At 71.6% G+C, this 13,866-nt stretch carries 11 protein-coding genes; 5 read left to right on the top strand and 6 right to left on the bottom strand.

What is annotated here, in order from left to right:
* The first annotated feature begins 644 nt into the window (after nt 1-644).
* A complete protein-coding gene (locus ACIPJI_RS32365) occupies nt 645-1,880 on the top strand; it encodes a peptidoglycan DD-metalloendopeptidase family protein (RefSeq protein WP_402250377.1) in 1,236 nt (411 codons plus the stop codon).
* Here ACIPJI_RS32365 and ACIPJI_RS32370 read toward each other — a convergent pair.
* Complete coding sequence (locus ACIPJI_RS32370) at nt 1,761-2,720, bottom strand: DMT family transporter (RefSeq protein WP_307709751.1); 960 nt, start codon at nt 2,718-2,720, stop codon at nt 1,761-1,763. The two genes, ACIPJI_RS32365 and ACIPJI_RS32370, sit on opposite strands and share 120 nt — an antisense overlap.
* A 728-nt stretch (nt 2,721-3,448) precedes the next feature.
* Between ACIPJI_RS32370 and ACIPJI_RS32375 the strand changes: the two genes are divergently transcribed.
* Together ACIPJI_RS32375 and ACIPJI_RS32380 are read left to right on the top strand one after the other, a co-directional pair.
* Nucleotides 3,449-4,915 (top strand): SDR family NAD(P)-dependent oxidoreductase, encoded by a 1,467-nt coding sequence (locus ACIPJI_RS32375; protein WP_307709752.1) that lies wholly within the window; start codon nt 3,449-3,451, stop codon nt 4,913-4,915.
* A 320-nt stretch (nt 4,916-5,235) separates the two neighbouring features.
* Nucleotides 5,236-5,406, top strand: a complete 171-nt coding sequence (locus ACIPJI_RS32380; RefSeq protein WP_005308489.1) for a hypothetical protein — start codon at nt 5,236-5,238, stop codon at nt 5,404-5,406.
* A gap of 81 nt (nt 5,407-5,487) precedes the next feature.
* Here the strand turns inward: ACIPJI_RS32380 and ACIPJI_RS32385 are convergent, their stop codons facing one another.
* The 3 genes from ACIPJI_RS32385 to ACIPJI_RS32395 are packed head-to-tail and all read right to left on the bottom strand — an operon-like array spanning nt 5,488 to nt 8,257.
* Nucleotides 5,488-6,894 (bottom strand): lipase maturation factor family protein, encoded by a 1,407-nt coding sequence (locus tag ACIPJI_RS32385; protein WP_402250380.1) that lies wholly within the window; start codon nt 6,892-6,894, stop codon nt 5,488-5,490.
* 11 nt (nt 6,895-6,905) lie between these two features.
* Nucleotides 6,906-7,433 (bottom strand): DUF1990 domain-containing protein, encoded by a 528-nt coding sequence (locus ACIPJI_RS32390; RefSeq protein ID WP_356622516.1) that lies wholly within the window; start codon nt 7,431-7,433, stop codon nt 6,906-6,908.
* Nucleotides 7,430-8,257: a YndJ family protein gene (locus ACIPJI_RS32395; RefSeq protein WP_402250382.1), complete on the bottom strand. Its 828-nt coding sequence runs from the start codon at nt 8,255-8,257 to the stop codon at nt 7,430-7,432. The genes ACIPJI_RS32390 and ACIPJI_RS32395 overlap by 4 nt, the downstream gene beginning before the upstream one ends.
* A 144-nt stretch (nt 8,258-8,401) precedes the next feature.
* Between ACIPJI_RS32395 and ACIPJI_RS32400 the strand changes: the two genes are divergently transcribed.
* Both ACIPJI_RS32400 and ACIPJI_RS32405 read left to right on the top strand, forming a co-directional pair.
* Complete coding sequence (locus ACIPJI_RS32400; protein WP_402250384.1) at nt 8,402-9,553, top strand: DUF6777 domain-containing protein; 1,152 nt, start codon at nt 8,402-8,404, stop codon at nt 9,551-9,553.
* 52 nt (nt 9,554-9,605) lie between these two features.
* Nucleotides 9,606-11,678 carry a SpoIIE family protein phosphatase gene (locus ACIPJI_RS32405; protein WP_356622513.1) on the top strand — a complete coding sequence of 691 codons (2,073 nt, stop codon included), beginning with the start codon at nt 9,606-9,608 and terminating at the stop codon, nt 11,676-11,678.
* 23 nt (nt 11,679-11,701) lie between these two features.
* Here the strand turns inward: ACIPJI_RS32405 and ACIPJI_RS32410 are convergent, their stop codons facing one another.
* Entirely contained in the window at nt 11,702-12,964 is a 1,263-nt protein-coding gene (locus tag ACIPJI_RS32410; RefSeq protein WP_356622512.1) for a cation:proton antiporter, read from the bottom strand.
* 51 nt (nt 12,965-13,015) lie between these two features.
* Entirely contained in the window at nt 13,016-13,636 is a 621-nt protein-coding gene (locus ACIPJI_RS32415) for a DNA polymerase ligase N-terminal domain-containing protein (RefSeq protein ID WP_356622511.1), read from the bottom strand.
* Nucleotides 13,637-13,866: the final 230 nt, after the last annotated feature.

The raw sequence follows: 13,866 nt of genomic DNA on the forward strand, positions 1-13,866 counted from the left end.
AATGGCTGTCCTCACCGCGCTTCGCGCGAGTTGCGACGCTTTACTTCCGGACACCCCCCTCCTCCGACCCCGCCCCCCTCCCGCCGGACAGGCTCCCTCGGCACGCGGTCGCGCAGGGGGTGTGCCCTCGGCCTGCTGCGGCCGGTGGTCGCTGCACGCGGGGTGGAGGTCCGGACCTGGAGCGGTGGCCGCTGGGGCCGGACCGCGGGGCCCGCGGCCCGGGCCGGTGCCGTAAGGGCCGAGGGCGGGCCCTTCGGATGCGGGCCGGTCCCCGTACCGTGCCGAAACCCCTTGGCCCGGGCCGGTGCCCGTACCGGGCCGTGGGCGGGCCCCACCCGGGCCGGTGTCTGTTCCGGTCGGCGGGTGGCAGGGGCCTTTCGCGGCGCGAAGCTGCCGCTCCGGGGGTGTGGGGGCGTCAGCCCCCCACCAAATCCTTTCCCCCTCCCAGGGAGGGGGCTGGGGGCGTCGGCCCCATGGGGTCCGGGGCTTGCCCCGGTTTCGGGAAGGGGCGGGGTGGGGGAAACGCCGCTCGGCCACCGTCCGGTATCGGCCAGCTCTCCGCTGAGACCTTGTCACTGTCCGTACCCCCCGCCTAAGTTGGCCGATTGCGACATGACCTGAATTGCGTCCAGGGGGAGCCCGTCATGGCCGGAACCGGTCGACACCGCAGATATCAGCCGAGCCGCATCAACCGCGCCTCGCTGACCGTCACGGCCGGCGGCGCCGGCATCGCACTGCCCCTGGTCGGCGCGGGATCTTCGCACGCCGCCTCCGTCGACGTGTGGGAGAAGGTCGCGGCCTGCGAGTCGACCGACAACTGGCGGATCAACAGCGGCAACGGCTACTACGGCGGTCTGCAGTTCAGCCAGGCCACCTGGGAGGCGTACGGCGGCCGCAAGTACGCCCCGCGCGCGGATCTGGCCACCAAGGATCAGCAGATCGCCGTCGCGGAGAAGGTGCTCGAGGCGCAGGGGCCGCGCGCCTGGCCGACCTGCTCCGTGAAGGCGGGGCTGACCCGTGGCAGTGACGCCCCCGAGATCACGCAGCCGCGGCCCCAGCAGGCCGCTCCGCCGAAGCGGATCGCGCCGAAGGCCGCCGCGTCCCCCACGACCGTTCCGACGCAGCGCGAGGGCTACACGGTCGCGCGCGGCGACTCGCTCTCCCGGATCGCCCGTACCGAGCGTGTCGAGGGCGGCTGGCAGCAGTTGTACGCGCAGAACCGCACGGTGGTCGGCGACGACCCCGATCTGATCTTCCCCGGGCAGCGGCTCACCCTGCGGGGCAAGGCCGCACCGCAGGAGGATCGGCGCACGGCCACCGCCAGGCCGGACCGCCCGGCGGAGAAGGTGCGACCGGAGGCGGCGCCGAAGACCGAGCCGAAGACGGCGCCCAAGCCCAAGGCCAAGCCCAAGCCCGCGCCCGCGCCAGCGCCGAAGCCGAAGACCAAGCCCGCGCAGAAGCCCCGCACCGAGGCCGCCTCGTTCGCCGCGCCCGTTGCCGCCGGACCGTCGACCGCCTATCGGAAGACGGGTTCGTCCTGGTCGAGCGGCTATCACACGGGCGTCGACTTCGCCGTGCCCACCGGCACGTCCGTGAAGGCGGTCGCCTCAGGAAAGGTCGTCTCGGCCGGCTGGGGCGGCGCGTACGGGTACGAGATCGTCATCCGGCACGGCGACGGCCGCTACAGCCAGTACGCGCACCTGTCCGCGCTGACCGTGCGTGCGGGCCAGCAGGTGAGTGCCGGTCAGCGGATCGCCCGCTCAGGATCCACCGGCAACAGCACGGGACCGCATCTCCATTTCGAGATCCGTACGGGTCCCGGGTACGGCTCGGACATCGATCCCCTCGCCTACCTGCGGGCGAGAGGCGTGTCGGTCTGATCCCACGCCTGGAGTCCCGCCCATCCGCTCGAGCGTGAGCAGGATCAGGCCGCCGGCCGCCACCACACCGCAGGCGAGCGCCAGCACCGTGCCGACCACGCCGTAGCGGAAGTCCTCGCCGAACATGGTGATGCCGACGACCGCCGCCACCACCGGATTGACGACGGTGACCGTCGCCAGGGGCGCCGCGAGACCGGCGCCCCGGTAGGACGCCTGCGACAGGAGCAGGCCGCCCGTCGCCAGCGCGGCGATGACCGCGAGGCTCGGCCACTGGCTGAGCGGTGAGCTCCACTGCCAGTCCACGGCCACCGATTTGGTGAACACGGACGCGATGCCGAAGGCGACGCCCGCCGCGCCGGCCAGCAGGACACTGCGCATGATCGGCCGGTGCATGCCCTGCGCCATCAGGAAGAGCAGCGCCACCGTGCCGAGGGTCACCGCCGCGAGCACGCCGCGGCCCGCGGTGCCCAGCGAGCGGGATTCCGCCTCCCCCGTGAGGGCGAGAAGCCCGGCGAGTCCGACGGTCGCCATGATGGCCCCGCGCCACGCGATGCGGCCGGCTCTGCGCCGGGCGAACAGCGCGGCCATCGGCAGGGCGAAGACGATGGTGAGTGCTCCCAGCGGCTGGACCAGGCTCAGCGGGCCGTACGCGAGGGCCACCACGTGCAGTACGGCTCCCACGCCGTTGAGGGCGACAGCGGCCCACCAGCGGCCCTGGTGCAGCGGGGCGTACGGCCTGGAGGGCGTCGTGGTCGCCACGTGTTCCTGGAGGATCGCCCCGGCCGCGTAGGCGACCGCCGAGACGAGTGACAGGAGCACGGACAGCGCGAGGGAGCTCATGGTCACCACCCTGTCCCGTGTCCGGCTTCACGTCGTCGTTCTTGAGCAGGCACTTGTGCGTACTACCGACGTAGTACGGGTGTAGTGCCGAAGTCCCCCTTCCGGCTGGGGCGCGCTGTCCCGGGACGACTGCCGGACCGGTCGGCGCGCACGCGGTTCACTCTCAAGTATCCGTTCGGGGACTGACACCCGCATGCTTGTGCAACGTTGGAGAAGGCTCCGGTCGTCACGAACCTGATCGGCCCGCGGGGCGGCCCGGCGAAAAGCCCCCGACAGGGCATGCCGGACCCCCATCCGGCATGCCCTGTCCCCCCTGGAAGTGGCCGGAGCGCACACGGCGACCGCCACGTCGGACCTGACGGATCACATAGTGGGGCCCGCCCCGCCGACCTGTGTGGGAAATGTGAAACCTGTCGCAAAACGGATGTGCCGCGCGAAGGCGCCTCCCGCCGCCCCGGCGGCGCGAGGCGCCTCGCCAGGGCTGCCGGCAGCCGTGGGCGCTCGGGGCAAGGCGGCCCAAGGGGCATCAGAGGTCCAGACCGGTCCGTGCCTTCGACGATCACCTGCGGAGCCGACGCAATCCGGCCATCCGGAGTCGGTGGGCCGAGGTCCCGAGCCGCGGCGGTGACGGCCGACGTGACGGCCGTCATTTGGCCGACCCCTCGACTCTCAGTACAGTCGTGCTTTTGAAACGTGGCATTCGAGTGACCGAGGAACGGCAACCAGCAATGACGGTGACAGAGGACAGCCCGGTGGCGTACGGGCCGGGCATCGACCCGGAGCGGCTGGCCGTCTGCCTGAGCGTGCTCGAGGAGCTCGACAAGCTCGAGGTCGACCACCCGGACGCGATCGCGGTGCGCCGCGCCACCGCCGGGATCTACCGGACGGTGAAGCAGCGCCGCCGCCAGGAGCGACGGGCCGCCAAGACGGCGCACGACAAGGCCGTCACGGAGGCGACCGCGACCGGCTCCGCCGCCCGGATCGACGACGAGACGCAGGGCCTGCTGCCGTCGTCGTCCGTCATGGGAGAGATCGCCGGGATACTCCGCCGCCCGCGTTCCTGCTACATCTGCAAGGCGCGCTACGTCGAGGTCGACGCGTTCTACCACCAGCTGTGCCAGTCGTGCGCCGCCGAGAACCGTGCCCGCCGTGACGCGCGGACGGATCTGACCGGCAAGCGGGCCCTGCTCACCGGCGGCCGCGCCAAGATCGGCATGTACATCGCCCTGCGGCTGCTGCGGGACGGTGCGCACACGACCATCACCACCCGCTTCCCCAACGACGCGATCCGCCGCTTCAAGGCGATGCCGGACAGTGACGAGTGGATCCACCGTCTCAAGATCGTCGGTATCGACCTGCGCGACCCGGCGCAGGTCGTGGCCCTCGCCGACTCCGTCGCCGCGGAGGGCCCGCTGGACATCCTGATCAACAACGCGGCCCAGACCGTCCGCCGCTCCCCGCAGGCGTACCGGGAGCTGCTCGCCGCCGAGAGCGCGCCGCTCCCTGCGGGCGAGCTGCCGCCGGCCCAGGTCATCGGCACCTTCGGCAGCGGCGCCGTCGAGTCGGTGGCCGCGCTGCCGTCGTCCGTCGGGGACGGGCTGACGGCCCAGGACGTCACGGACCTCGCCCTGGTCAGCGGCTCCGCCTCGCTCGAGCGCATCGCGGCCGGGACGGCCATCGACGCGGGCGGCCTCGTACCCGACCTGCACGACACGAACAGCTGGATCCAGACGGTCTCCGAGGTCGATCCCGTCGAGCTGCTCGAGGTGCAGCTCTGCAACTCGACCGCACCGTTCATCCTGATCAGCCGGCTCCGTCCGGCCATGGCCGCGGCGTCCGGCAAGCGGAAGTACGTCGTCAACGTCTCCGCCATGGAAGGCGTCTTCAGCCGTGGCTACAAGGGGGCCGGCCACCCGCACACGAACATGGCCAAGGCCGCGCTGAACATGCTGACGCGTACCAGCGCCCAGGAGATGTTCGAGGCGGACGGCATCCTGATGACGGCCGTCGACACCGGATGGATCACCGACGAGCGGCCGCACCCCGACAAGATGCGTCTGGCGGACGCCGGCTTCCACGCGCCGCTGGACCTCATCGACGGCGCCGCCCGCGTCTACGACCCGATCGTCCGCGGCGAGGGCGGCGAGGACCTCTACGGCTGCTTCCTCAAGGACTACGCCCCGGCGAACTGGTAGGCGCCCAGGCGCACATCCCACCACTGTTCCAGGCGTGGATCGCATCGCGCTCGAGGCCGGTGCACCCGACACGGGTGTACCGGCCTTTTGTTGCGGTTCGGACACGGTATTGGCCTGAATCAAGCGGAATTAGAGGCCCCATCGAGCGCGGTGGTGCTCATTTGGTTAACCTGGGGTCAATGGACAGCCACCAAGGGATCCACGAAACCCCTTCGGCCGTCCTGGGACAGGTCTGCAACCAGGCTGCGGTCCCGCCCGAGTGACGGCGCCACCGCGACCGAACTGCCCTGTTCCAGTTACGCGACACAGAGGAGTGCGCGGTGACACAAGATGTGAAGCAAGACCAACGACCGCCTGAGCGCGGCGTCGAACGGGCCGCCAAGGCCGAGGAGATCCGCAATCTGGAGGTCTGGGCGCGCTCGGCCCCGATCCGGCTCGCCGGATACGAGGACGACCTCGCCGAACCGCACATCCTGCCGGGTATCGACTGACCTGAGCCCGCGCTTCGATCCGTGTGCCCCCCGCCCGCCCGGGCCGGGGGCACACGGATGAGCCCCCGCCGCTTCCGTCCTTCACGAAAGCCGTGTGGGCGCCAGGAATTCGCGGACGTATGTGCGGTGCCACCATGCCCCGGTGTCACGGCGCTCCCGCCCGGTGGTGAACCGGTAGCGGTAGAGCCGTGCCCGGACATGGACGGGCGGCCTGTCGGGGAAGGGGTTGCGGTGCAGCAGCCGCAGTGTGTCCCGGTCGCCTTCGAGCAGGCGTTCCACGAAGGGCAGGAACCACGACCGCGCGTAGGCGGGGGAGAGCGCCGCGAACCACATCAGCCAGTCCAGCCGCAGGTGGTAGGGCGCGAACTGGCGCGGCAGCCGGTGCACGTCGCCAGGCTTGCCCTTGAACTCGTACTCCCGCCAGACGGTGCTCTCCTTGAGGGTCCTCTCGTCGGTGCCCTCGACGACCAGTTCCATCCGGACCCGGCCCACCGTGCCGAACGCGCCGTAGGTGTTGACCAGGTGCAGTGCGTCGTACGAGCGGTTCATCGCCTGCCGTTTCGAGAGCAGGTTGCGCGCCGGACGGTAGCTGAGGACCAGCAGCAGGGCGGTCACGGCGATCACCACGATCTCGAACCAGAGCGGTGCTCCCGGAAGTGAGCGGCCTCCCGCGACGAGCGAGCCGTCCAGCGCGGACAGGGCCAGGACGATCGTCAGCCAGTTGAGCCAGGCGAAGTTGCCCGACACGACCAGCCACAGCTGGGTCACCACGATCAGCCCGGCGGCCACGCTCGCCACCGGCTGCGGGGCGAAGAGCAGGACGGGGACCCCGAGTTGGACCACGTGGTTGGCCGCCGCCTCCACCCTGTGGGCGGCCTTGGGGAGATGGTGGAAGTACCAGCTCAGCGGGCCGGGCATCGGCTGGGTCTCGTGATGGAAGTACAGACAGGTCAGATTTCGCCAGCACAGGTCGCCGCGGATCTTGATGAGCCCTGCCCCGAACTCCACCCGGAACAGCAGCCAGCGCAACAGCCACAGCACCAGTACCGGCGGCTGGATGCGCTCGTTGCCGAGGAAGACCGCGAGGAAACCGGCCTCCAGCAACAGGGTTTCCCAGCCGAACCCGTACCAGGTCTGGCCCACGTTGACGATCGAGAGGTACAGCAGCCACAGCACCGCCCACCACGCCATCGCGACCCCGAGCGGCAATCGGTCGGCGGCTCCGGCGATCAGGGCCGCGGAGAGCAGACAGCCGGTCCAGGCGACGAGTGCGAAGAAGCGGTCGGAGTAGTGCAGCCTGAACAGGGTCGGCGAGTCCTTGGCGGGCACCCGGCGCAGGAAGTCGGGCACCGGCAGCATGCCCCGCTCGCCGATCAGCGCCCGGAACTGCAGCGCGGCGGTGAGGAAGGCGACGAGATACACGGCGGCGAGAGCCCGCTGGAAGACCAGCCGGCTCAGCCAGTAAGCGTCGTCGCCGAACCATTCCATCACTTCCAGTATCAGGCCGCGGCGATCCGCCGCAGTGTGTGGCCGAGCCTCCGGGCGTACCAGTGCTGAAGCACGGGCACGACCGGACCGCCGAGCCGGCTGTACCAGGCGGCGGGCCTGCTGAACGCCAGGACGGTGAACCACACGGACCCGTCGTCGTGCAGGTCCACGACGAACGACTCCTCACCGGTCTCCGGGTGCCCGGCGAGAGTGCCGTAGGCGAAACCGGTGCGGTCCTTCTCGTACACCGTCCAGATCACCTCGCACGGCGCGTCGATGCGGAGCGGGCCGACGCCGACGGACACCTCGACGCGGGTCGCGGGTTCGGCGCGGCCTGCCGAGGCGCGCAGCCTGACGCCCGACCCGCGGTGCATCCGCCAGGTCGTCACGGCGGTGCCCGCCGCCTCGAAGACGGCCCGGCCCTGGCCGATCCGGGTGGTGTGGTGCAGGTGGTTGTAGCCGGCCGGGAGCGGCCCGTGCCGTGTGGCACCGACGTTCCGGTAGGTGAGTCGTCCGGTGGCCCTGTCCGCGCCGCTCATACGGCACTCTCCTTCATGTCCTTGATCCTCCGCCAGGCCAGTACCGAGCAGAGTGCGAAGCCGAGGGCGTTGCCCAGTCCATGGGTGGCGGCCATCCAGGTCAGGCCGGGGTGCGGGATGTCCGCGGCCTGGCCGACCGCCCAGCTCAGCGCCAGCAGCATCGTCGCCACCAGAACGGCCGCCGAGACGGCCAGCAGCGCCCGGGTGTACGGGTCCCGTTCCGTGCCCCGGACGTCGCGCCAGGTCAGCAGTGCCACGGCCCACATGCCCGCGGTCAGCACCAGCGCGCCGGCCAGTTCGGCCCAGTCGTCGACGAAGTACCCGGCGAGGACGGTCAGCGTGCCGAGCGGCACGCTCAGGGCGGCGAAACGGGCGAGGCCTCCGGCGGCCGCGCCGCACACCATGCCCGCCACGAGCGCGGCGGTGAATCCGGCGAAGTGGAGGTGCGGCACCGTCAGCGCAAGGATCGGCAGCGTGAAGCCGAACAGCTCGTACCCGGTGCGCTCGGCGACCAGCGCGAGGCCCGCGACGGACGGTGCGGCCAGCGCCGTGAGCACCGCGATCTCGGCGGGCGCCAAGGAACGGGTGCGCACCAGCCGCCGCGGCGCCTGGGCGGCGAGCAGCAGTGTGCCCAGCGCGTAGACGACGGCGAGCGCGGTGGCGGCCGGCCCGCGCGGCAGCCACAGCGCGACCGCGCCCGGCACGGCGAACAGCGGCCACATCCGCCGAACGGGCGCGAGCCGTACGGGGTCCACGAGACGCAGCCCGGCGGGCACGACCACCAGCATCCCGAGCATGACGATCAGGTTGACCAGTACGAACATGCCGCACCCCCCATCGGTTGAACGTGTTCAAACCCTTCTGGCGTCGACCTTATGCGCTGAACTGAACGCGTTCAAGTCGCGACTTCGGTGATGATCCGTCAGAAATTGAGGGACATCTCGAGTTGCGGGAGGCGGGAGATCTTGGTGCGCTCACCGATGCGTGGTCTGTACGCGACGGTCGCCGTGCTGTGCCTGGGGCCGCTGGCCGCCGGCTGCGGCGGCGACAGCAGGGCGGCGGAACCGGAGGAGCTCCTCCTCCAGTCGCTCGCCGTGCCGGGGCCGGATCCCTTCACCGCGTCGACCGTTACGGCGGGCGCGCCCCCGGCGCTGCCGGCCGTCGCCAGTGCGCCCAAGAGCCCGTCCGGGGGCGGGGTGACCCTCCGTACGTTGTCCGGCGCGACATCGGGCCTCTATGCGGGCATTCAGGGGGAGGCCGCCTGCGACATCGGACGCCAGGCCGGGCTGCTGGCGGCGGACAAGCGCAAGGCGAAGGCCTTCGCCGAAGCGGTGGGCGTCGAGCGGTCCGGCGTCGCCGCGTTCCTGCGCGGCCTCACCCCGGTCGTCCTCCGCGCCGACGTCCGGGTCACCGGCCACGGTTTCCACGACGGTGCCGCCGTCGCCCGGCAGTCGGTGCTCCAGGCCGGTACCGCCGTACTGGTCGACGAGTTCGGGGCGCCGCGGGTGCGCTGCGCCTCCGGAGCGCCGCTGAAGCGGCCCGTGGCCATCAGGACCGAGCTGGTCAACAAGGGCGAGCCCTGGTCCGGATACCGGGCCGACCGGGTGATCGTGATCAAGCCGGCGACGCAGGCCGTCAACAACTTCCTGCTCGTCAACGCCGTCGACAACGGCTGGATCGAGCGCCCCAGCGGCACAGAGGGCGAGGACGACGCCGGACCCGCGGTGCTTCCGCCCGTCGACCCCGACGAGGTCTTCGCCGACCCCAGCCGCACGGACCCGGGCGGAGCGGCTGACTCGGCGGGTGCGGAGCGTGCCACTCCCACTCCCGAGCCCGCGCCCTCGACCGCCCCACCGCAGCCGCCCGTGGAACCGGCGCCCGCCCAGCCCGCGACGCCCGAACCGCCGGTGGAGCCCGAGGTGCCCGCCGCTCCCCAGCCGGACCTGCCCGCGGACCCGGACCTAGGGGTGCCCGACCTCGTGGAGCCCGAACCGGCCGACCCCGGACTCTCCGCGGGGTCCGAGGCCGGACCGGAGCAGGATCCGGTCGGTGCGGAACCCCTCGCTCCCGCCGGTCCGGGCCAGGAATCCCTTCCGGAGGCGGACGAGCTGCCGCGCTGAGCGGTCCGTCCGACAGCTCGTGGAAGACGACAAATCATGACAGAGTGGCTCCATGGTTGATCGGGCAGCGGGTGCCCTGTCGCTCCCCGACGACTGGCCGGCGCACGCGGACGTGAGCCTGCACCTCAACCGCATGGGCACCTTTGACTGGGACCTTTCAAGCGGGCTCATGCACATGGACGGGCCAGGCCTCGAGGTGTTCGACCTGCGTCCCGAGGAGTACGACGGCCGTCCGGAGAGCCTGGGCGTGCGGGTACCGGCCGACGAGGCCGTCCGGCTGGACACGATGGTGGCCCAGGCGCTCAAGAGAGGGAACGACAACTACGGCGCCTACTTCCGTATCCGGCGCCGTGACGGCACCCTGCGGTGGACCCACACCCAGGGGTGCGTACGGCGGGACGAGACCGGCCGCCCCGTGCGCATCATCGGCATCGTCAGGGACGCCACCCAGGAGCTCGCCGACTCCACGGCCCATGTCGAGGTCGACCTCGAGCGCCGCAGGCAGACCAGCGTCGTCGAGAGCACCACGGCCGCCCTCGCGCACGCCAGGACCGTGCAGGACGTCATCGAACTGCTCAAGAACACCCACGGGCTCGAGCACCTCGGCGCCACCAGCCTCGTCATGGGACTCCTCGAGTCGGGCCGGATCCACCTCGTGGCCGAAGGGCCGGAAGGCTCTTTCGTGCCCGGCACCCGCTACACCCGGGTCGACGAGCAGTACCCGATGAGCGAAGTCGTGCGCACGCTCGCCCCGCGTTTCATCGAGTCCAAGGCCGACTTCGCCCGGTCCTACCCGGTCCTGTGGCCGCACATCCGCGGACTCGGCATCACCGCCGCGGCCTACCTGCCCCTGATCGCCCAGGCCCGCCCCATCGGAGCGCTCGGGCTTCTCTACAGCGACAAGACCAGCTTCAGCGCCGAGGAGCGCAATCTCCTCGTGGCGCTCGGCAGCAGCATCGCCCAGAGCATCCAGCGGGCCATGCTCTACGAGCAGGAGCACGACCTCGCGGAGGGGCTCCAGCAGGCCATGCTGCCGCGCCGGCTCCCCGAGGTGCCGGGAGCACAGATCGCGGTGCGCTACCGTTCCGCGCGGTTCGGGCGGGACATCGGCGGCGACTGGTACGACATCATCGCGCTGCCGGGCGGCCGTGTCGGGGCCGTCATCGGGGACGTGCAGGGCCACGACACACACGCGGCCGCCGTGATGGGACAGCTCCGCATCGTCCTGCGCGCCTACGCCGCAGAAGGCCACACACCGGCCACCGTGATGGCCCGGGCGTCCGTCTTCCTGCACGAACTGGACACCGACCGCTTCGCCACCTGCACCTACGCCGAGGTCGACCTGTCCACCGGGGTCGTGCAGGTCGTCAGGGCCGGGCACGTCGACCCGCTGATCAGGGAACCCAACGGCAGCTGCCGCAGGCTGGCGCTCCAGGGCGGGCTGCCGCTGGGGCTCTCCGCCGAGTTCGGCCGGCTCGAGTACCCGGTCAGCACCGTCGAACTCGACCCCGGGCAGACGCTGGTGATGTACACGGACGGCCTGGTCGAACAGCCCGGCGCCGACCTCGACGACGGGATGCAGTTGCTCGCGGAGCTCGTGCACGGCGGCCCGCGCGATCTCCAGCTGCTGGCGGACCGGCTCTGCGAAGTGGTGGACGAACGCGGGGGCGACGACGACGTGGCGCTCCTGCTGCTGCGCCGCAAGGGCGCCTACACCGCCCAGGCGGGCGGCCGCCTCCAGCAGCACGTCGCCCAGGGCGACCCGGAGGCGCTGCGCTCGGCACGCCACATGGTCCGGGCGGCCGTACGCGCGTGGGGCGCCCGCGAGCGGGCGGACGACATCGAGCTGGCTGCCGACGAGATGATCACGAACGCGCTGATGCACACCGACGGCGGGGCGATCGTCACGGCGCGGGTCCTGGCCGGTGCCGAACGGCGGCTCCGGGTCGAGGTCGAGGACCGCTCCAGCGCGCTGCCTCGCCGGCGCGAGGCCGGCGTTTCGGGCGTCTCCGGGCGGGGTCTGATGTTGGTGGACCGGCTCTCCGACAGCTGGGGCGTCGAATCACGCGGCAGCGGAAAGTGCGTGTGGTGCGAGTTCCGTATGCCGGACCGGCTCGCGCCCTGATGGTGCCCCGAGGGACCGCCAGGTCACGGCGGTGGGCCTGATCGGCCGCGGAGCCGGTCCAGACGGCTGATGACCGGGGTGGCCGCGGCTCCGTGGAGCATGACGGACGCCAGGACGGTGAAGGCGACGACGGACCACAACTCTTCGGCGTGCGCGGCGAAACGGCCCTGCCCCAAGGCGTACGCGAGATAGAACAGCGAGCCGATGCCGCGGATGCCGAACGCGGAGGTGACGAGCCGCTCCGGGGTACCCGTACGGAAGCCCAGCAGGCCGACCCAGCCCGTGACCGGGCGGATCACGAGGATGAGCAGGAGGCCGAGAAGGGCGCCCTGCCACTCGAGAGCGCCGAGCCCGCCGGTGACCAGATAGCCGCCGAGGAGGAAGAGGAGGAAGGCGGTCAGCAGGCGTTCGACCTGCTCGGTGAACTCGTGCAGCACCTTGTGGTAGCCGTGGCTGCGCTCGGCGGACCGGATGGCGCAGGCGGTGACGAAGACCGCCAGGAAGCCGTAGCCGTGCAGCAGTTCGGCCACGCCGTACGCCACGAAGGTGGCGCCCAGGGCGACGAAGCCCTCCATGTGCTCGGACAGCCGCAGAGCGGACACCTTGGCACGGAAGAACATCCGTCCGAGCAGCAGTCCGGCCGCCAGGCCCGTCAGCACGCCGATGGCGCTCTTCCCGAGCAGGTCGGTCAGCAGCCAGCCGCCGATCCACTCGAAGGGCCGGCCGGAAGCCGCCGCGGAGGCGGCGGCCAGTGCGGCCAGCACGAAAGGGAAAGCCAGCCCGTCGTTGAGGCCGGCCTCGCTGGTGAGGGTGAAGCGCACCTCGTCCTCGTCCTGCTCCGCGTCGGTCGGCTCCCCGACCCGGACCTCCGCCGCCAGCACCGGATCGGTGGGCGCGAGGACCGCCGCCAGCAGCAGGGCGAGGGCGAACGGCCAGTCCAGCAGCAGGCCCGCCGCCAGCGCGGTGCCCGCGACGGTGAGCGGCATGGTGATCCCGAGCAGACGCCAGGGACCGGCCCATGCGCGCAGCCCGAACGGGCGGTTGATGGCCAGGCCCGCGCCCATCAGGGACACGATCACGCAGACCTCGGTGACGTGCTCGACCCACAACCGGTCCCGTACCGGGTCCACGACCGGCACCGGAAAGGGGAGCGCGCCGACCAGCGCGCCCGCCGCCAGGAACACCATGGGCATCGACAACGGGCGCTTGAACACGATCCGCGGCACCACGGCTGCCGCCAGTGCGCCGACCCCCAAGGCCGCGTAGACGGCGTCCGAGAACATCATCCGCACCATCCTCGCCCAGGGCTCCGGCGAAGGTGCGGAGCGCGCGCCGACTCAAGCACTGCTGGACGACGCGTGCGCCGCCACCCCCTTGAGGGTCCGGCCGGTGCGGGCGGACCGGGCCCGGCGCGGCTCCGGCGCGTGGTGCGAGGAGGCGTGCCGGTCGTGCTTCTTCACCAGGAGCCACGTCTCACGTCCGCCGTCCCGGCCGTCGCGGGTCCGGGTCAGCGCGTAGCCGCCGTGCAGCTTCTTGCCGTCGAGCCAGAACGAGGCGTGGCCGGCCTCCAAGGCGTCGGCGAAGGGGATCTCGTTGCCGCGCCGGTCGGTGGCGAGGCTCCGGTAGGTGCCCTCGTCCCAGATGATGACGGCGCCGGCGCCGTACTCGCCGGGCGCGATGACGCCTTCGTAGTCCGCGTACTCCAGCGGATGGTCCTCGGTCGGCATGGCGAGACGCTTCGCGCCCGGGTCGGCGGACGGGCCCTTCGGGACGGCCCAGCTCTTGAGGACGCCGTCCACCTCGAGGCGGAAGTCGAAGTGCATCGTGCTCGCGTCGTGGATCTGGACCACGAACGAGAGCGCCTCGCGGTCGTGGGGGCCGCCTCTTCCCGCGGGCTCGTTGGTGCGGTGGAAATCGCGCTTGCGGCGGTACTCCGCCAGAGCGTCGCGGGCAGGCATGGGAACTCCTTCGGTGCGGCCCCGGGTGTGGATCGCGGGTACCCGGCCGCAGGACGCTCAAGCACCGGCTGCGCCGGCCCTCCTTCCGCGACGGCGGGAGGCGGCCGTCCTGTGACGCTGACGCGGTAGGCGCCCGGACCGCGGCGATAGATCGGACAGATGACGAGGCGAAACCGCGATTCCCGTAGGGCCAGAGCGTTGACTGCTTCCAGTGATCCGATGAATATGGA

Origin of the sequence: Streptomyces sp. NPDC086835, assembly GCF_044745705.1 — a bacterium.
Classification (GTDB): Bacteria; Actinomycetota; Actinomycetes; order Streptomycetales; family Streptomycetaceae; genus Streptomyces.